At 71.3% G+C, this 17,777-nt stretch carries 14 protein-coding genes; 9 read left to right on the top strand and 5 right to left on the bottom strand.

Annotation, left to right across the window (positions count from 1 at the left end):
• Positions 1-206: 206 nt before the first annotated feature.
• Positions 207-2,198 carry a hypothetical protein gene (locus G3I77_RS04105; protein WP_374385342.1) on the bottom strand — a complete coding sequence of 664 codons (1,992 nt, stop codon included), beginning with the start codon at positions 2,196-2,198 and terminating at the stop codon, positions 207-209.
• Between the two features lie 98 nt (positions 2,199-2,296).
• Here G3I77_RS04105 and G3I77_RS40585 point away from each other — a divergent pair, with 98 nt between their 5' ends.
• The 6 genes from G3I77_RS40585 to aceE all read left to right on the top strand — a co-directional run bounded on the left by G3I77_RS40585 (position 2,297) and on the right by aceE (position 11,481).
• Positions 2,297-2,422: a hypothetical protein gene (locus G3I77_RS40585; RefSeq protein ID WP_282572395.1), complete on the top strand. Its 126-nt coding sequence runs from the start codon at positions 2,297-2,299 to the stop codon at positions 2,420-2,422.
• Positions 2,423-2,586: 164 nt separating this feature from the next.
• Entirely contained in the window at positions 2,587-4,113 is a 1,527-nt protein-coding gene (locus tag G3I77_RS04100) for a leucyl aminopeptidase (RefSeq protein ID WP_248501133.1), read from the top strand.
• 285 nt (positions 4,114-4,398) lie between these two features.
• Positions 4,399-5,787, top strand: a complete 1,389-nt coding sequence (gene lpdA, locus G3I77_RS04095; RefSeq protein WP_248501131.1) for a dihydrolipoyl dehydrogenase — start codon at positions 4,399-4,401, stop codon at positions 5,785-5,787.
• A 63-nt stretch (positions 5,788-5,850) separates the two neighbouring features.
• On the top strand, positions 5,851-7,632 hold the full coding sequence (gene sucB / locus G3I77_RS04090; protein WP_248501129.1) for a 2-oxoglutarate dehydrogenase, E2 component, dihydrolipoamide succinyltransferase: 1,782 nt from the start codon (positions 5,851-5,853) through the stop codon (positions 7,630-7,632).
• Between the two features lie 253 nt (positions 7,633-7,885).
• Positions 7,886-8,509 (top strand): GntR family transcriptional regulator, encoded by a 624-nt coding sequence (locus G3I77_RS04085; protein WP_248501128.1) that lies wholly within the window; start codon positions 7,886-7,888, stop codon positions 8,507-8,509.
• Between the two features lie 269 nt (positions 8,510-8,778).
• On the top strand, positions 8,779-11,481 hold the full coding sequence (gene aceE / locus G3I77_RS04080) for a pyruvate dehydrogenase (acetyl-transferring), homodimeric type (RefSeq protein ID WP_248501126.1): 2,703 nt from the start codon (positions 8,779-8,781) through the stop codon (positions 11,479-11,481).
• 71 nt (positions 11,482-11,552) lie between these two features.
• Here aceE and G3I77_RS04075 read toward each other — a convergent pair whose 3' ends face one another.
• Positions 11,553-11,693 carry a methionine/alanine import family NSS transporter small subunit gene (locus G3I77_RS04075; protein ID WP_248501124.1) on the bottom strand — a complete coding sequence of 47 codons (141 nt, stop codon included), beginning with the start codon at positions 11,691-11,693 and terminating at the stop codon, positions 11,553-11,555.
• Complete coding sequence (locus G3I77_RS04070) at positions 11,693-13,255, bottom strand: sodium-dependent transporter (protein ID WP_248501122.1); 1,563 nt, start codon at positions 13,253-13,255, stop codon at positions 11,693-11,695. Before G3I77_RS04070 ends, G3I77_RS04075 begins: the two co-directional genes overlap by 1 nt.
• A 140-nt stretch (positions 13,256-13,395) precedes the next feature.
• On the opposite strand from G3I77_RS04070, the gene G3I77_RS04065 reads away from it, so the two are divergent.
• Together G3I77_RS04065 and G3I77_RS04060 are read left to right on the top strand one after the other, a co-directional pair.
• Entirely contained in the window at positions 13,396-14,370 is a 975-nt protein-coding gene (locus tag G3I77_RS04065; protein WP_248501121.1) for a YafY family protein, read from the top strand.
• Between the two features lie 352 nt (positions 14,371-14,722).
• Positions 14,723-15,241 (top strand): DUF4240 domain-containing protein, encoded by a 519-nt coding sequence (locus G3I77_RS04060; protein WP_248501457.1) that lies wholly within the window; start codon positions 14,723-14,725, stop codon positions 15,239-15,241.
• Here G3I77_RS04060 and G3I77_RS04055 read toward each other — a convergent pair whose 3' ends face one another.
• Entirely contained in the window at positions 15,242-15,478 is a 237-nt protein-coding gene (locus tag G3I77_RS04055) for a hypothetical protein (RefSeq protein ID WP_248501120.1), read from the bottom strand. It abuts the gene before it with no gap.
• A gap of 53 nt (positions 15,479-15,531) precedes the next feature.
• Positions 15,532-16,308, bottom strand: a complete 777-nt coding sequence (locus tag G3I77_RS04050) for a peptidoglycan recognition protein (RefSeq protein ID WP_248501456.1) — start codon at positions 16,306-16,308, stop codon at positions 15,532-15,534.
• 278 nt (positions 16,309-16,586) lie between these two features.
• On the opposite strand from G3I77_RS04050, the gene G3I77_RS04045 reads away from it, so the two are divergent.
• Positions 16,587-17,771 (top strand): MarP family serine protease, encoded by a 1,185-nt coding sequence (locus G3I77_RS04045; protein ID WP_248501119.1) that lies wholly within the window; start codon positions 16,587-16,589, stop codon positions 17,769-17,771.
• Positions 17,772-17,777: the final 6 nt, after the last annotated feature.

Raw genomic sequence — 17,777 nt, 5'->3', positions numbered from 1 at the left:
GCGGTGTTTCCCCCTGTGGTGCGGATGGTGTGCGGGGAACTGCTGCCGGATCCCGAGTGCGGGACCGTGGTGGCTGGTCGCGCAGTTCCCCGCGCCCCTTTAGGGGTCCTTTCACTATGCCCGCCCGGGTCGCGCGGTCTGGCACCGCGCCTCGCAGCGTTGCCAGACCACGCGACCTGATCGGACGCTCATAGTGGAATGACCCCCTAGGGCAACTTGAGCGTGAGAGCCGACTGGAGTGCCGCGGGGGTCGTCCAGGCCGAGCGGGCTCCCGCGTACGGGGTGCCGAAGGCGCTGGTCCCCAGCAGGAGTTGCTTCTTCGTGCCCTCGGGGGCGGTCACCGGGATCTGCGTCCCCGACGGGGCGGTGACCGTGACCGTGTTGCCGATGCGGTACGCCGTCACCCGGTTGTTCGCCAGGGCGGTCTGCCAGGCGGCGCGGCGCTGCACCTCGGTGCCGATGGCGCTCTGCCGGGGGTTCTCCAGCGGGGTACCGTCGGTGAACAGTGCCCGGTAGTCGGCGAGCACCTTCTCCACGACCGGGTAGAGCAGCCGGTCCTCGGCCAGGTTGGACTGGTGCGCGTAGTGCGGCCGGGGGTCGCCCGCGAGGACGTGCCCGAGGGCGATGCGCGCCTCCTGCGGGACGATGTGCCCGGCGTAGCCGGTGGCCGGGTCGAGCGGCTCGTCCAGACACGTCGACGTGGGGTTGTCCTCGCAGACACCGCTGCCGCCGTCGGCCCGCGAGGTGTAGACCCAGTTGTACTCGTCGGCCATCTCGGCCGCCGTGCCCACGTTGTAGTACACGTTCATCGGGTGGCGCGGGACGGTCAGCGCCTTGCCGACGGCCCGCTGCTCGGGCTCGCGGGAGTTGTCCGAGGCGATCCACTTGACGCCGGTGTCGGCGAGGGCGCCGGCCAGGTTGGGGTTGTCGTTCGGCTGCTGCGGCAGGGTCTTCAGGCCGGAGTGCTCACCGGTGACCAGCTCGGTGCGGTCGACGGGCAGGCCCTTGTTCACCGCCCAGTTGTGGTTGTCGCGGATCTGCGCGGCGATCTCGGAGCGGCTCATGTACTTCGTCGAGCCGTCGGCGTTCTTCGCGCAGCTCCACGGCACGCTGGAGGTGTCCTGGACACAGCCGAGGAACGGGTGCGTGTAGGTGTGGTTGACCCAGCGGTACTGGGCCTTGTCGGCGAGCAGCCGGGCGGCGAGGGCGTCGGTGCCGCCGTGCTCGGTCTTCCACTCCTCGCCGGAGCCGGCGTTGAAGACCATGTCCATGGTGAAGCCGTGCTCGCGCTGCCACTGGGCGGCGTAGGCGGCGTCGTCCGCGGTCATGCGGATCGGCGTGGTGCCCTCGCCGTCACCGCCCGCGCAGTCGAAGTCGCCCGGGGTGCAGTTGCGTTCGGTGTCCCAGCGGCTGTCCGGGGCGAACACGTCGTCGACGTGCACCGCGAAGGAGTTGCGGGTCTGCCCGAGGTGCACGCCCTGGGTGAGCCACTCGACGATGCCGCGGGCCAGCAGCCGGAACTGCTGCTGGCTGTTGTTGTAGTTGAAGGTCACCACGAGTTCGCGGCGGCCGTCGTGGGCGTACTCGCCGACGAGGCTGCCGCGGCCGGTGCCGCCGGGCACGGGGATGTCGACGTAGCTGGTGAAGCCGGGGCGGGGCCGGGCGGCATAGCCGTAACTCTCCTGCACGGCCGGGGCGTTGTCCTCGAAGCGGAACGCGCCGTCGAGGTAGCCGAACCAGCCGGCCTTCCCGGCCGCGGTGACGGATGCCTCGCGCCCGTCAAGAGTGCCTGCCCAGCCACCCTCGCTGGTGTAGTCGAGTCCGACGTCCGGGTGCGCCCAGGTGTAGGCGTCGACCTGCGGGATGCCGTAGGTCCGCTCGTAGGTCTCCAGCGCGGTCTGCTCCGCGGAGCCCGCGCCGAAGGGGGCCTCGTTCGGCAGGACGACGCCCTGGTACTTGGCGCGGGGCCGGCCGCTCACGGTGTCGCTCAGGAACGACGCCGTGATCCTCGGCCGTCCGGAGTCGTTCAGGTCGATGGTCGTGTACGGGATGCCCGTGCTCTTCAGCTGGGCGGTGACGGCCTTCACGGGGCTGTCGCCGTTGTCCACCACCAGCACCTTCAGATCGATGCGTGGTTCCGTCGCGGCCGCCGCCCCGGGCGCTGCCGCCCCGGCCGTGATCATGCCGGCCGCCGTCATCGCGGCAGCCGTGTTCTTCCATCTGCGCGCACGCTGCGCCATGGTTCCTCCCCCAGAAGATCCCAGGGATCCTCTTGCGGTCGAACAGAGGAGGACCCGTGGAAATCATGCAAAGCGGCGAGCAGGACACTCACCGGATCGCGACGAGTGTGACTCAGTTCACCGACATGGAGGATCAAGAAATGGCCACTACGCCATCGACAGGTGAACGTCCGCAGGAATGAGCGAACCGGACCACGCGCGTAGTCTCGTCGTCGAGTGTTCGCCGCACCGGGGAAGGCCCCGTGAGACCCAGACCCTCAGGTCGGAATAGGGTCGGCTGCCGGGCCCGGTCGACCCACACCGCTCGACCACAGCAACTTCACATCGGAAGCGAGATTTCACCACCGTGACTGCTCTCACTCTCAGCACCGCCGCGGCGACCGGTCTGCGGGCCGACGCGATCGTGATCGGTGTCGCCAAGGGTGCCAAGGGGCCGGTCGTCGCACCGGGCGCCGAGGCCGTGGACAAGGCGTACGACGGCAGGCTCGCCGGCGTTCTGGAGACTCTCGGCGCCTCCGGCGGCGAGGGCGAGGTGACGAAGCTGCCGGCGCCGTCCGGCTTCAAGGCACCGCTCGTCCTGGCGGTCGGCCTGGGCTCGGCCCCGGAGAAGGACGCCGAGTACGGCACCGAGGCCCTGCGCAAGGCCGCCGGTGTCGCCGCCCGCGCCCTGGCCGGGTCGAAGAAGGCCGCCTTCGCCCTGCCGCTGAGCGACGCCGCCGACGCCGGCGCGATCGGAGAGGGCGCGCTGCTCGGCGCGTACTCCTTCGACGCCTACAAGGACAACGGCAAGGACCCCAAGGCGAAGAACGGCAAGGCTCCCCTCGCCGAGATCGCCCTGCTGGGCGGCAAGCCCCGCGACAAGGCGTACAAGGCCGCGGTCGAGCGTGCCGCCGCCGTGTCCGAGGAGCTCAACCGCGCCCGCGACCTGGTCAACACCCCGCCGAACGACCTGAACCCCGAGTCGTTCGCCGCGGTCGCCCAGGCCGCGGCCAAGGAGCACGGCATCAAGGTGCAGGTGCTCGACGAGAAGGCCCTGACCAAGGGCGGCTACGGCGGCATCCTCGGCGTCGGGGCCGGCTCGGCGGCGGGACCGCGCCTGGTCAAGCTGTCGTACACCTCCTCCAAGGCGAAGAAGCACCTCGCCTTCGTCGGCAAGGGCATCACCTACGACTCGGGCGGCATCTCGCTGAAGCCGGCCGGTCACAACGAGACGATGAAGTGCGACATGAGCGGCGCGGCCTCGGTGTTCGCCGCGGTGGTCGCCGCCGCGCGTCTCGGCCTGGAGGTCAACGTCACCGGCTGGCTCGCCCTGGCCGAGAACATGCCCTCCGGATCCGCGACCCGTCCGGGTGACGTGCTGCGGATGTACAGCGGCAAGACGGTGGAGGTGCTCAACACCGACGCCGAGGGCCGCCTGGTGCTGGCCGACGCGCTGTGGGCGGCGTCGCAGGAGAAGCCCGACGCGATCGTGGACGTGGCGACGCTGACCGGGGCGATGGTGCTGGCGCTGGGCAACCGGACGTTCGGGATCATGGGCAACGACGACGCGTTCCGCGCCGCGCTGTGCGAGGCGGCCGAGGAGGTCGGGGAGCCGGCGTGGCCGATGCCGCTGCCGGAGCACCTGCGCAAGGGGATGGACTCCCCCACGGCCGACCTCGCGAACATGGGTGAGCGGATGGGCGGCGGCCTGGTCGCCGGTCTGTTCCTGCGCGAGTTCGTGGGCGAGGGCATCACCTGGGCGCACCTGGACATCGCCGGGCCGGCCTTCAACGAGGGCGGGCCTTTCGGGTACACGCCGAAGGGCGGCACGGGGACGGCGGTGCGGACGCTGGTGCGGCTGGCGGAGCTGACCGCCGCCGGGGATCTGGGCTGACCCGCGCCTGAGAGTTCGGTCTCGTCCGCTGTGTGGCGAGTGCGGGGGTGTGGGGGCTGCTCGCGCGGTTCCCCGCGCCCCTGCGGGCGCTCCTTCGGGCGTGGCTCATCTGAACGTGGGGCGTCTCACACCGCAGCCCGGCGTCTCCTTGTGTGCCGACAAGTGCGAAGATGGGGCTCGGCAGGACAGGGCCCCACCGAAGGGCCGAAGAACGAGCGGCCGGACACCAGCCGCCTGCCGGTCACTGAAGACCGGCTCACGGCGCACATGCATGGAGGACGTGACGTGGCGAACGACGCCAGCACCGTTTTCGACCTAGTGATCCTCGGCGGTGGCAGCGGTGGTTACGCCGCGGCCCTGCGCGGGGCGCAGCTGGGCCTGGACGTCGCCCTGATCGAGAAGGACAAGGTCGGCGGCACCTGCCTGCACCGGGGATGCATCCCCACCAAGGCCCTGCTGCACGCGGGCGAGATCGCCGACCAGGCCCGCGAGAGCGAGCAGTTCGGTGTGAAGGCCTCCTTCGAGGGCATCGACATCGCCGGGGTGCACAAGTACAAGGACGGCGTGATCGCCGGCCTGTACAAGGGCCTGCAGGGGCTCGTCGCCTCCCGGAAGGTGACGTACATCGAGGGTGAGGGACGACTGTCCTCCCCCACGTCCGTCGACGTGAACGGCCGTCGCGTCGAGGGCCGCCACGTCCTGCTCGCGACCGGCTCCGTACCGAAGTCGCTGCCCGGCCTGGACATCGACGGCAACCGGATCATCTCGTCCGACCACGCCCTCGTCCTGGACCGCGTGCCGAAGTCCGCGATCATCCTGGGCGGCGGTGTCATCGGCGTCGAGTTCGCCTCCGCGTGGAAGTCCTTCGGCACCGAGGTCACGATCGTCGAGGGCCTGAAGCACCTCGTCCCGGTCGAGGACGAGAACTCCTCCAAGCTCCTGGAGCGCTCGTTCCGCAAGCGCGGCATCAAGTTCAACCTGGGCACCTTCTTCCAGAAGGCCGAGTACACCCAGGACGGCGTCAAGGTCACCCTCGCCGACGGCAAGGAGTTCGAGGCCGAGGTCCTGCTGGTCGCCATCGGCCGCGGCCCGGTCTCCCAGGGCCTGGGCTACGAGGAGCAGGGCGTCGCGATGGACCGCGGCTACGTCCTGGTCGACGAGTACATGCGCACGAACGTGCCGACCGTCTCCGCCGTCGGTGACCTCGTCCCGACGCTCCAGCTCGCGCACGTCGGCTTCGCCGAGGGCATCCTGGTGGCGGAGCGCCTGGCCGGTCTGAAGACCGTTCCGATCGACTACGACGGTGTCCCGCGGGTGACGTACTGCCACCCCGAGGTCGCCTCCGTGGGCATCACCGAGGCCAAGGCCAAGGAGATCTACGGCGCGGACAAGGTCGTCGCTCTGAAGTACAACCTCGCGGGCAACGGCAGGAGCAAGATCCTGGGCACCGCGGGCGAGATCAAGCTCGTCCAGGTCAAGGACGGTGCCGTCGTCGGCGTCCACATGGTCGGCGACCGCATGGGCGAGCAGGTCGGCGAAGCCCAGCTGATCTACAACTGGGAGGCGCTGCCCGCCGAGGTCGCGCAGCTCATCCACGCCCACCCCACCCAGAGCGAGGCGCTCGGCGAGGCCCACCTGGCCCTGGCCGGCAAGCCTCTCCACGCGCACGACTGACCCCTCGGTCGACGAACGCGACGACACAGACTTCCGCACTTTCCGTAAGGAGCAACCGAAACCATGGCGGTTTCCGTAACCCTTCCGGCGCTCGGCGAGAGCGTCACCGAGGGCACTGTCACCCGCTGGCTGAAGGCCGAGGGCGAGCGCGTCGAGGCCGACGAGCCGCTGCTGGAGGTGTCGACCGACAAGGTCGACACCGAGATCCCCTCGCCCGCAGCCGGTGTCCTGTCCTCCATCAAGGTCGCCGAGGACGAGACGGTCGAGGTCGGCGCCGAGCTGGCCCTGATCGACGACGGCAGCGGCGCGCCCGCCGCCGCCCCGGCCCCCGCCGCGGAGGAGGTCGCCGAGCCGGCTCCCGAGCCGGCCGCGGCCGCCCCGTCCACCGAGCAGGCCGCCCCGGCTCCCGCTCCCTCCGCCGACGCCGCTGCCGGCGGCGGCTCCGCCGAGGGCACGGACGTGGTCCTGCCCGCGCTCGGCGAGTCCGTCACCGAAGGCACCGTCACCCGCTGGCTGAAGTCGGTCGGTGACAGCGTCGAGGCCGACGAGCCGCTGCTCGAGGTCTCCACCGACAAGGTCGACACCGAGATTCCGGCGCCCACCTCGGGCACCCTGCTGGAGATCGTGGTCGGCGAGGACGAGACCGCCGAGGTCGGCGCCAAGCTCGCCGTCATCGGCGAGGCGGGTGCCGCTCCGGCCGCCGCCCCCGCGCAGGAGGCCCCGGCCGCCCCGGCGCAGCCCGAGCCCGCTCCGGCCCCGGCTCCGCAGCAGGCCGCCCCGGCCCCGCAGGCTCCGTCGGCCCCGGCCCCGCAGCAGCAGGTCACCCCGGCTCCCGGGCCGGCTCCGGCCGCTCCTGCCCCCGCCCCGGCTCCGGCCCAGGCCCCGGCCGCTCCGGCCGCCGCGGGGCCGGCCGACGACGGCGCCTACGTCACCCCGCTGGTGCGCAAGCTCGCCGCCGAGAACGGCGTCGACCTGGCCGCCGTCAAGGGCACCGGCGTCGGCGGCCGCATCCGCAAGCAGGACGTCATCGCCGCCGCCGAGGCAGCGAAGGCCGCCACCGCCGCTCCGGCTCCCGCCGCCGCTCCGTCGGCCGCGAAGAAGGCCCCGGTGCTGGAGGCGTCCCCGCTGCGCGGCCAGACCATCAAGATGCCGCGGATCCGCAAGGTCATCGGCGACAACATGGTCAAGGCCCTGCACGAGCAGGCGCAGCTGTCCTCGGTCGTCGAGGTCGACGTCACGCGGCTGATGAAGCTGCGCGCCCGTGCCAAGGACGCGTTCGCGTCGCGTGAGGGCGTCAAGCTCTCCCCGATGCCGTTCTTCGTCAAGGCCGCGGCCCAGGCGCTGAAGGCGCACGCGCCCGTCAACGCCAAGATCAACGAGGCCGAGGGGACCATCACCTACTTCGACACCGAGAACGTCGGTATCGCGGTGGACTCCGAGAAGGGCCTGATGACCCCGGTCATCAAGAACGCCGGTGACCTCAACCTCGCCGGTATCGCCAAGGCCACGGCCGACCTGGCGGGCAAGGTCCGCGCCAACAAGATCACCCCGGACGAGCTGTCCGGCGCGACCTTCACCATCTCCAACACCGGGTCGCGCGGTGCGCTCTTCGACACGATCATCGTGCCGCCGGGCCAGGTCGCGATCCTCGGCATCGGTGCGACGGTCAAGCGCCCCGCCGTCATCGAGACGGAGGAGGGCACGGTCATCGGCGTCCGCGACATGACGTACCTGACCCTGTCCTACGACCACCGCCTGGTGGACGGCGCCGACGCCGCGCGTTACCTGACGGCGGTCAAGGCCATCCTGGAGGCCGGCGAGTTCGAGGTCGAGCTGGGTCTCTGACCTTCCTGCACGGCTGAGCGGTGCCCCTGTCCGGACATCTCCGGGCAGGGGCACTGTGCTGGGGGCGCGGGGAACCGCGCGACAGGCAACGACCGGCCCGCAGCCGCCCACAGACGCATCCGACCGAGCTCCACGGCGTGCCGGAAACACCGTGTGCGCCTCGTCTCACCTGCGTGACAGCACCCACGTCGGCCTCACCCGCGGAGCGAACCGGCCGTATTGTCTAAACGTCAATCCCGACTGAGGAGCCCTCATGACCGCGCCCGTCATCCACTCGCTCCGCGAGCAGATCCGCGAGCACATCCTGGAGGGGATCATCAGCGGACGCTGGCAGCCGGGCGAGCGGATCGTCGAGCGCCGGATCGCCACCGAGCTGGAGGTCAGCCAGACCCCGGTCCGCGAGGCCCTGCGCGAGCTGGAGTCCCTGCGCCTGATCGAGTCCGCTCCGAACAAGGGCGTGCGCGTCCGCAACCTCACGGCCGCCGACCTGGAGGAGAGCTACCCGGTCCGGGCCGGTCTGGAGGCCATCGCCGCGGAGCTGGCCTCCCCGGGCCTCGCGGAGGACTGCTCGGCACTGGAACCCCACGTCAGCGCCCTGTACGAGGCCGACCGCGTCTCCGACGGCACGGCCCAGGTCCGTCACACCGTCGCCTTCCACCGCGAACTGGTCCGTGCCGCGGGCAACTCCGTCCTGCTGCACACCTGGGAAGGCCTCGGCATCGAGGTGTTCACGGCCCTGTCGATCCGCTGGCTGGGCACCCAGCAGCAGTCGTACGCCGAGGAGCACGAGGAGCTCGTCGCCGCGTTCAAGCGCCGCGACCCCCGGATCGCGGAACTCGTGAAGGCGCACGTCCTGGGCTGCGCGCCCCGGGCGTGACACTCGAGCACATCCCCGCTCAAACGCCTCCGACCTGCGAAAACCATGCGAAATCCAGTCACCGCGTGCCACTGCCGGAGGCACCGCGTGCCTACTTTCTCGTGATCAAGAGGTTTTGCCTCTCAACCCTTTGATCGATCATCGATCAGCGAGTTACAGTCGCCGACGGGCTTGCCACCCAAGCCCCGCGCCCTGTCCTGCCAAAGACAAAGGGCACCCCCGAACCCTTACCGATGAGGGAACCCCCTTCGACTGAGGAAGGCGGCGACATGACCGACCCCAACGCCATCCAGCCGAGCGAGCTCGACCAGCTCCCGGACCGGGACCCGGAGGAGACCGCCGAATGGCAGGCCTCCCTGGACGCGGTCGCCGAGGCGGCCGGGCCGCACCGTGCCGCGTACTTGATGCGGCGCACGCTGGAGCGCGCCGAGGGCGCCGGCATCGCGCTGCCGAAGCTCCTCGAGACCGACTACGTCAACTCCATCCCCACCGCCGCCGAGCCCGGCGTGCCCGGTGACGAGGCGATGGAGCAGCGGATCACCGCGTGGAACCGCTGGAACGCGGCCGCCATGGTGACCCGGGGCAGCAAGTACGGCGTCGGCGGCCACATCGCCACCTTCGCCTCCGCCGCCTGGCTGTACGAGACCGGCTTCAACCACTTCTTCAAAGGCAAAGAGGCCGACGGCTCCGGCGACCAGCTCTACATCCAGGGCCACGCCTCCCCCGGCATCTACGCCCGCGCGTTCCTCGACGGTCGCCTGAACGAGGAGCAGCTCGACAACTTCCGCCGGGAGGCGGGCGGCAACGGCCTGCCCTCCTACCCGCACCCGCGCCGGCTGCCCTGGCTGTGGGAGTTCCCGACGGTCTCCATGGGCCTGGGCCCGCTGTCGGCGATCTACCAGGCGCGCTTCAACCGCTACCTGGCCAACCGCGGCATCAAGGACACCGCCGGTTCGCACGTGTGGGCGTTCCTCGGCGACGGCGAGATGGACGAGCCCGAGTCGACGGCGGCCCTCGCGCTGGCGGCCCGTGAGGAGCTGGACAACCTCACGTTCGTCATCAACTGCAACCTGCAGCGCCTCGACGGCCCGGTCCGCGCGAACTTCAAGATCGTGCAGGAGCTGGAGGCCCAGTTCCGCGGCGCCGGCTGGAACGTGATCAAGACACTGTGGGGCACGGCCTGGGACGAGCTGTTCCGGCTCGACACCACGGGCGCGCTCGTACGCCGCCTGCGCCAGGTACCGGACGCGCAGATCCAGACGTACCAGACCCGCGACGCGGCCTACATCCGCCAGGACTTCTTCGGCGCCGACCCGGCGCTCGGGGAGATGGCGAAGCTGCTGAGCGACGACAAGATCCTCGAGTGCTTCCACCTCTCGCGCGGTGGGCACGAGGCGCGCAAGGTCTTCGCCGCGTACAAGGCCGCCGTCGAGCACAAGGGCGCGCCGACCGTGATCCTGGCCCAGACGGTCAAGGGCCACACCCTCGGCAAGGGCTTCGCGTCGAAGAACGCCAACCACCAGATGAAGAAGCTGTCGGTGGACGAGTTCAAGAACATGCGCGACCTGCTCGAACTGCCGATCAAGGACAGCGACTTCGTCGACGGCGTGGTGCCCTACGGCCACCCGGGCGCCGACTCGCCCGAGGTGCGGTACCTCCAGGAGCGGCGTGCCGCCCTCGGCGGTCCGGCCCCGGCCCGCCGCGTCCACCCGGTCGCGCCGCTGCCCGCCCCGGCGGACAAGGCGTTCGCGTCCTTCGACAAGGGCTCCGGCTCGCAGAACGTGGCCACCACCATGGCGTTCGTCCGCCTGGTCAAGGACCTGGTCCGCGACAAGGAGACGGGCAAGCGCTGGGTGCCGATCGTCCCCGACGAGGCGCGCACCTTCGGTATGGAGTCGCTGTTCCCGTCGCTCGGCATCTACTCGCCGAAGGGCCAGACGTACGAGCCGGTCGACCGCGACCAGCTGATGTACTACAAGGAGGCCCAGAACGGCCAGATCCTCAACGAGGGGATCACCGAGGCCGGTTCGATGGCCGACTTCATCGCCGCTTCGACGTCGTACGCGACGCACGGCGAGACGATGATCCCGTTCTACATCTTCTACTCGATGTTCGGCTGGCAGCGCACGGCCGACCAGATGTGGCAGCTCGGCGACCAGCTCGGCCGCGGCTTCCTCGTCGGCGCCACGGCCGGCCGTACGACCCTGACGGGCGAGGGCCTGCAGCACGCCGACGGCCACTCCCCCGTCATCGCGGCGACGAACCCGGCGGCGCTGTCGTACGACCCGGCGTTCGCCTACGAGGTCGCGACGATCGTCAAGGACGGTCTGCGCCGGATGTACGGCGAGGCGGCCCCGGGTGAGGACCAGGACGTCTTCTACTACCTGACCGTCTACAACGAGCCGCTGCCGCAGCCCGCGAAGCCGTCCGTCGCCGGTGTCGACGAGGGCATCGTCAAGGGCCTGTACCGCTTCAACACGGCGGAGTCGGCGGGCATCACGCCCCCGGCGAACGCCCCGCGGATCCAGCTGCTCGGCTCCGGTACGGCGATCCACTGGGCGCTCAAGGCGCAGCGGCTGCTCGCCGAGGAGTGGGACGTGGCGGCCGACGTCTGGTCGGCGACGTCCTGGAGCGAGCTGCGCCGGGACGCCCTGGAGGCGGACGAGGCGCTGCTGCGCGGCGAGGAGCGGGTGCCGTTCGTGCGGCAGGCGCTCCAGGGTGCCGAGGGCCCGGTGCTGGCGGTCTCCGACTACATGCGCCAGGTCCCGGACCAGATCGCGCAGTGGGTCGAGCAGGACTGGTCCTCGCTGGGCGCCGACGGCTTCGGCCTCTCGGACACCCGCGAGGCGGCCCGCCGCCACTTCGGCGTCGACGCCGAGTCGATCGTCGTCGCGGCCCTGGCCCAGCTCGCGGGGCGCGGCGAGGTCAAGGCGACGGCCGTGAAGGAAGCGCGCGCGAAGTACGGTCTGTAGGAACGCCGAAGCGGTCGCCGGCCTCCCGTGATCCGGGGGTCGGCGGCCGCTTGCGTGGTACCGCCTGGACGCTACTCGGCGTGCGGGACGGTCGCCTCCTCGGCGGTCGGTCCCGGGTCGGGATGGCCGCGGAGCCGGATGATGGCCAGCCCCAGGCCTCCCCAGACGATGAGGATCGCGATGATCATCATGATGATGGCGCCGCCGGACATCAGCGGTCCTCCTCTCCATGCCGCTTACGGTGGGCCTCGGCCTCGTCGGGGGACTCCATGTCCAGGTCGCTCAGCCCGCCCTCGGCCGCCTTCCACGGGATCAGGGAGAGCAGCACGCCGACCAGCAGCGCCGCGATCGCCACGCTCCAGCCCGCTCCCAGCAGGAAGTCGGTGGAGTAGCCCTCGTAGTTCTCGTCGAACTCGGAGCGCAAGCTGTCGATCATCATCCAGCCCAGCACCACCGGGGTGATGATGCCGAGGCAGATGCGCCACCAGTGGCCGAGTCGCACGGCGGAGGTGGCGTCGGCGTCCCGTTGCAGTTCGGGCAGCTTGCGCATGAACCAGGCCACCGCGATCACGCCGACCAGCGCGGCCATCGCGATGCCGTACTGGTTGATGAAGTGGTCGGAGGCGTCGAGCAGGAAGACGCCCTCATTGGTCGGGAACAGCAGGATGGAGGCCACCGCCACAGCGCCGCCCACGCCGAACACGGCGGGGATGCGGTGCATGCCGGTGCGGTCCTGCACCGCGGAGACCACCACCTGGACGATCGAGATCAACGAGGACAGACCCGCGATCACCAGGGACACGAAGAACAGCACGCCGAAGGCGCCGCCCAGCCACATCTCCGAGATGATCGTCGGGAAGGCGACGAACGCCAGTCCGAGCCCCGCGGTCGCCACGTCCCCGACCGGCACCCCCGCGGCCTGCGCCATGAAGCCCAGCGTGGCGAACACGCCGATGCCGGCGAGGATCTCGAAGGAACTGTTGGCGAACCCGGCGACCAGGGCGGAGCCGGTGAGATCGGCGCGGCGCCGCAGGTAGGACGCGTAGGTGACCATGATGCCGAAGCCGATCGACAGGGAGAAGAAGATCTGGCCGTAGGCGGCCACCCAGACGCTGCCGTTGGTCAGCTCCGACCAGTCGGGGCGGAAGAAGGCGTCCAGCCCCTGCGCCGCACCGTCCAAGGTGAGGGCCCGGATCACCAGGGCGACGAAGAAGACCACCAGCAGCGGGATGAAGATCTTGTTGGCCTTCTCGATGCCGCGCCGGATACCGAACGCCAGGATGCCCAGCACCACCACCCAGACGGCGATGAGCGGCCACAGCACCCCGGAGACGTAGCCGGAGACGAAGCCCGGCTCCTCGGACGCCTTGAGGAAGCTGCCGAAGAGGAAGCCCTCCGGGTCGTCGCCCCAGGCCTGGTCGGCGGAGAAGCCGATGTAACGCACCGCCCAGGCGATGATGACCGCGTAGTACGTGGCGATCACGAAGGAGATCGCCACCTGCCACCACCCGAGCACCTCCGCCGGGCGGGCCATCTGCCGCAGCGCCGCCGGGGGCGAGGTCCGGTATCTGCGCCCGATCGCGTATTCCATGATGAGCAGCGGGATACCGGCGGTGAGCAGGGCGATGAGATAGGGGAAGAGGAAGGCGCCGCCACCGTTCTCGTAGGCCACAGCAGGAAAGCGCCAGATGTTGCCGAGTCCGATGGCGGAGCCGATCGCCGCCAGCAGGAAACCCGTGCGTGTGGCCCATTGTTCGCGAGGCTGTTTCGTCATGTGTGTCCTCGTCGAGGGACGTACCGATTGATCAACCGAACCTCTGCACGCTGAACTCCGACCGACGTTAACAACGGTGACGGTGAGATCACAGGATCTGTACACCCAGGCAGGTGGCCGCGCCCGGCACAATGGCGGTCATGCGCGCTGCCCGGCTGATCAAGATGGTGCTGCTGCTCCAGTCCCGGCCCTCCATGACGGCCGCCGAGCTCGCCCGTGAGCTGGAGGTGTCGGAGCGGACGGTCACACGGGACGCGCAGGCGCTGTCGGAGGCGGGCGTGCCGGTGTACGCGGACCGGGGCCGGGCCGGTGGCTACCGGCTGGTCGGGGGGTACCGGACGCGGCTGACCGGGCTGCACCGCGGCGAGGCCGAGGCGCTGTTCCTGTCCGGGGTGCCGGGGGCGCTGCGCGAGATGGGCCTGGAGGACGCCGCCTCGGCGGCCCGGCTGAAGGTGTCGGCGGCGCTGCTGCCGTCCCTGCGGGACGCTTCCAGGACGGCCTCCCAGCGGTTCCATCTGGACGCGCCGAACTGGTTCAAGGAGCCGCAGACGCCCGCGCTGCTGCCGGCGGTCGCCGACGCCGTGTGGGACGACCGGCGGATCGGCGCCCGCTACCGGCGCGGGGAGGACGAGGTCGTCCGGGAGCTGGAGCCGTACGGGCTCGTGCTGAAGGCGGGCGTCTGGTACCTGTGCGCGCGGGTGGCCGGGAGCGCGTCCTTCCGGGTGTACCGGATCGACCGGTTCACGGCGGTGGACGCGGACGGTGAGCGCTTCGAGCGGGAACCGGACTTCGACCTGCCCGCGTTCTGGGAGGAGCGGGCGGAGCAGTTCGCGCGGTCCATCCTGCGGGCGCGGGTCGTGGTGCGGCTGTCCCCCGACGGTGTGCGCGGACTGCCGTACGCCCTCGATTCGCTGTCCGCCCGGGAGGCCCTGGCGGACGCGGACGCCCCGGACGAGGGCGGCTGGGTGACGGTGGCCCTGCCGGTGGAGTCGGAGGAGGTCGCCCACACCCAGCTGGCGGCGCTGGGCCCGGAGGTGGAGGTGCTGGCGCCGGAGAGCCTGCGTGAGCGGTTCGCCGCGGACGCGGCACGGCTGGCCCGGCTCTACCTGCCCTAGGGGGCTTCTGACGGATCTCCGTGGAAGAAGGAGCGGCGTTCGGTGCGTGCTCTCGGCGTGCCGGGCCTCGCGACACCGCGGAGATCCATCAGAAGCCCCCTAAGGGGTCCTTTCACTATGCCCGCCCGGGTCGCGTGGTCTGGCACCGCACCTCGCCGCGTTGCCAAAAGGCCCTAGTAGCTCCGCTACGAGGACCTTCCGGCGCCTTGCGATGCACGGCACCAGAGCACGCGACCTGATCGGACGCTCATAGTGAAAGGACCCCTAAGCCGGACACGGCCTCGGACGGCGCATAACGATCCCGCGCACTCCGGGTGCGCCCCTGTGTCCCAGGGCCGATGCTTGACCCGTGATGGACGAGACGGAGTTCTGGGAGCTGGTGGACGACGCCCGGGAGGCCGCCGAGGGCGACCCGGAGGAGCAGGCCGACCTGCTCGTGGACCGGCTCGCCCAGCTGGACCCGGACTCGGTCCTGGACTTCGCCCGGCACTTCGAGTCCCGCTACAACCGCGCCTACCGCTGGGATCTGTGGGGCGCCGCCTGGGTGCTGCTCGACGGGGCGAGCGACGACGCCTTCGACTTCTTCCGGTGCTGGCTGATCGGCCAGGGCCGCGAGGTGTTCGAGGGCGCCGTGCACGACCCGGACGCGCTCGCCGGTCTGCTGGGCGAGTTCGACGAGGAGATCGACGGCGACGGCGAGGAGCTCGGTTACGCGGCGGACGAGGCCTACGAGCAGCTCACCGGCGTGGTCGCCCCCGACCTGGCGATCGCGCCGCCGCCCCCGGAACCGGAGGGCACGCCGCTCGACTTCGAGAACGAGGGGCTGCTCGCCGAGCGCTACCCCCGGCTGTGGGAGCGCTTCAGGGGCTGATCAGACGACCCGGCGGCGGCTCGTGTCGGAGGGGAGGTACGCGTGCGTCTGATCGGCCCGCACCGCGTGGTGCATCGGAGCGGCGTTGGCCTGGTCGAGGGCGGACGCGGTGACCGCGGCCGGGCCCAGGACGACGGTCACGACCGCGCAGAGCACCGCCCAGGGGCCGCGCGCCGCCCCCGTCCGCGGTCCCGGGTCCCCCGCGTTCTCCGTGGCCTTCCTGCGACCGTTGTTCATGGTCCCCTCCTCCGGTCGGCTGTCTGTGGGGACGACCGTAGGGGGCGTTGATCTCAGGACGCTGCGCGTTCGCTGTGGCCTTCCTGTGCACCGTCCGGACGGCCCTGGAGCCGGGCCGCGAGCTGTCTGATCTCGGGCAGGCGGGCGTGCAGGGCGGCGCCGGGGCAGCTGGTCATGTAGCCGTCGTTGTGACCCGCGAGGGCGGGCAGCCTGGCGGTGGAGCCGGCCGCGTACCGGCTCAGGCCGTTGCTGGAGACCAGGCGGACGTCCGAGCGCGGGTCGGTGCCGGTCAGGCCCAGCTTCCAGGCGGACAGCGCGGCGATCGCGCGGATCATGGGCTGCGGGACGGGCATGCCCTCGGTGAAGGTGCCGAGGGCGGCGATGCCGGTGGTGCGGTGGTTGAAGCCCTGGGTGTGGGCGCCGGTGACGGCGCGCTCCACACCGCCGGCGCGGCCCTCGTAGATGGTGCCGCAGCGGTCGACGACGAAGTTGTAGCCGATGTCGTCCCAGTCGCGGGTGCCGGTCTGGCCGGTGTAGAGGTCCCGGATGATGCGGGGCGCGTCGGCGCAGTCGTAGCCGTTGGGCGAGTCGGTGTGGTGGACGAACACGGCGGCGACCCGGTCGTCGTAGCGCGGGCGGGGCTGCGCGCGGGCGGCGTCGCCCAGCCAGTGCGCTCTGGGCACGACGGGCGGGCGCGGGGCGGTGTAGGAGGCGGTCCGGGAGGACGGCGGGGCGGCGCGGGAGCCGGTCTCGGCGGCGTTCTCGACGCCGTGGGCGCACAGGACCAGCGCCACGACGGCGGCGACGCCCGGCAGGCAGCCGAGCACCACCCGGGCCGCGCGCGGCAGGCCGGCTATGCCGGGTGTCCCGTCGGCGGAGTGCCTGCGTGCGCCCCGCCGTCTTCGGAAGACACGCATGGTCCCACTGTCGGCCTGATCCGGTCCGTCCGCGATGTGTGATGTGCCACCCGGTGGAACCATCGTCACGGTCCGCGACGTTTTTCCGTGTGCACGCCCGCGCGGCCGATTCCGATCATCCCGTGCGCGTGTGACTGATCACCGGGCCCTCCCCCCGCGTATTAAGGGGTTCCGAGAGAAAGGCGGCGTGCGTGGACCTGCTCGACATCCTGCTGTTGCTTGTCGTCCTGGCCTACGCGGCGTCCGGGTACCGGCGCGGGCTGGTGGCCGGCTGTGTGTCGCTCGCGGGCTTCGTGGGCGGCGCGGTCGTCGGCGTGTGGATCCTGCCGTGGGTCATGGACCTGGTGGTACCGGGGACGACGCGGGCGACGGTGGCGGCGGTGTTCACGGTGCTGCTCCCGGCGGTGGTGGGGCACGAGCTGGCGGGGCGCCTCGCGCTGCGGCTGCGGCGGGAGCTGGACCGGGGGCCGCTCAGAGTGGCGGACGGGATCGGCGGGGCCGTGGCCAACTCGGTGGCCGTGCTGATCGTGGCGTGGGTGGCCGCGAGCGTCCTGGGCGCGTCCTCGTCTCCGCTGGTCACCTCGGCGATCCGGGACTCGCGGCTGCTCGGCGCGGTGCAGCGGACGATGCCGGACACGACGCCGGCCTGGTTCTCGGGGGCCACGTCCGCGCTGACGCAGGCGGGCTTCCCGCAGGTCTTCAACCCCTTCGAGAACGAGTCGACGGCCGAGGTCGCGAGGCCCACCGGCGACAGCGTCACGGCGGCGGCCACGGAGGCCGCCAAGCGGAGCACGGTGAAGGTCGAGGGCGTCGCGGGCACGCAGGGCCGCGAGGGCAGCGGGTTCGTGTACGCGCGGGAGCACGTGATGACCAACGCCCACGTGGTGGCGGGCATCGACGAGCCGACCGTGCAGATCGGCGGGGTCGGGCGGACGTACGAGGCGCGGGTGGTGCTCTTCGACCCGCAGAAGGACGTGGCCGTGCTCTACGTGCCGGGCCTCAGGGCGCCCGTGCTGCGGTTCGACGACAACGCCGAGCGCGGCGACTCGGCGGTCGTCGCGGGCTATCCGCAGGACGGCGACCTGAACCTCCAGGCGGCGACGGTCGCGAACCGGGTGCGGGCGAGGGGCCAGAACATCTACAACGACGGGACGGCCACCCGGGAGATCTACTCGATCCGCTCCACGGTCCGCCCCGGCAACTCCGGCGGCCCGCTGCTCACCACGGACGGCCGGGTGTTCGGCGTGGTCTTCGCCCGCTCCACCTCGGACGCCGAGACGGGCTACGTCCTGACGGCGGACGAGGTCGCCTCCGACGCCCGGCGCGCGTCGGCCGCGACGGCCCCGGTGGACACGGGCGAGCCGGCCCCGTCCTAGGCCTGC

Origin of the sequence: Streptomyces sp. D2-8 (assembly GCF_023184515.1) — a bacterium.
Lineage (GTDB): Bacteria > Actinomycetota > Actinomycetes > Streptomycetales > Streptomycetaceae > Streptomyces.
Note: the sequence above shows the minus strand (reverse complement) of the source record. Positions and strands in the feature narration are given on the sequence as shown.

Excerpts from the sequence above, each read along its gene's own strand:
- G3I77_RS04085 (WP_248501128.1), top strand. The coding sequence starts at position 7,886 with ATGACCGCGCCCGTCATCCACTCGCTCCGCGAGCAGATCCGCGAGCAC.
- G3I77_RS04070 (WP_248501122.1), bottom strand. The coding sequence starts at position 13,255 with ATGACGAAACAGCCTCGCGAACAATGGGCCACACGCACGGGTTTCCTG.
- G3I77_RS04105 (WP_374385342.1), bottom strand. The coding sequence starts at position 2,198 with ATGACGGCGGCCGGCATGATCACGGCCGGGGCGGCAGCGCCCGGGGCG.
- G3I77_RS04065 (WP_248501121.1), top strand. The coding sequence starts at position 13,396 with ATGCGCGCTGCCCGGCTGATCAAGATGGTGCTGCTGCTCCAGTCCCGG.
- G3I77_RS04060 (WP_248501457.1), top strand. The coding sequence starts at position 14,723 with ATGGACGAGACGGAGTTCTGGGAGCTGGTGGACGACGCCCGGGAGGCC.
- G3I77_RS04075 (WP_248501124.1), bottom strand. The coding sequence starts at position 11,693 with ATGTCCGGCGGCGCCATCATCATGATGATCATCGCGATCCTCATCGTC.
- aceE (WP_248501126.1), top strand. The coding sequence starts at position 8,779 with ATGACCGACCCCAACGCCATCCAGCCGAGCGAGCTCGACCAGCTCCCG.
- sucB (WP_248501129.1), top strand. The coding sequence starts at position 5,851 with ATGGCGGTTTCCGTAACCCTTCCGGCGCTCGGCGAGAGCGTCACCGAG.
- G3I77_RS04055 (WP_248501120.1), bottom strand. The coding sequence starts at position 15,478 with ATGAACAACGGTCGCAGGAAGGCCACGGAGAACGCGGGGGACCCGGGA.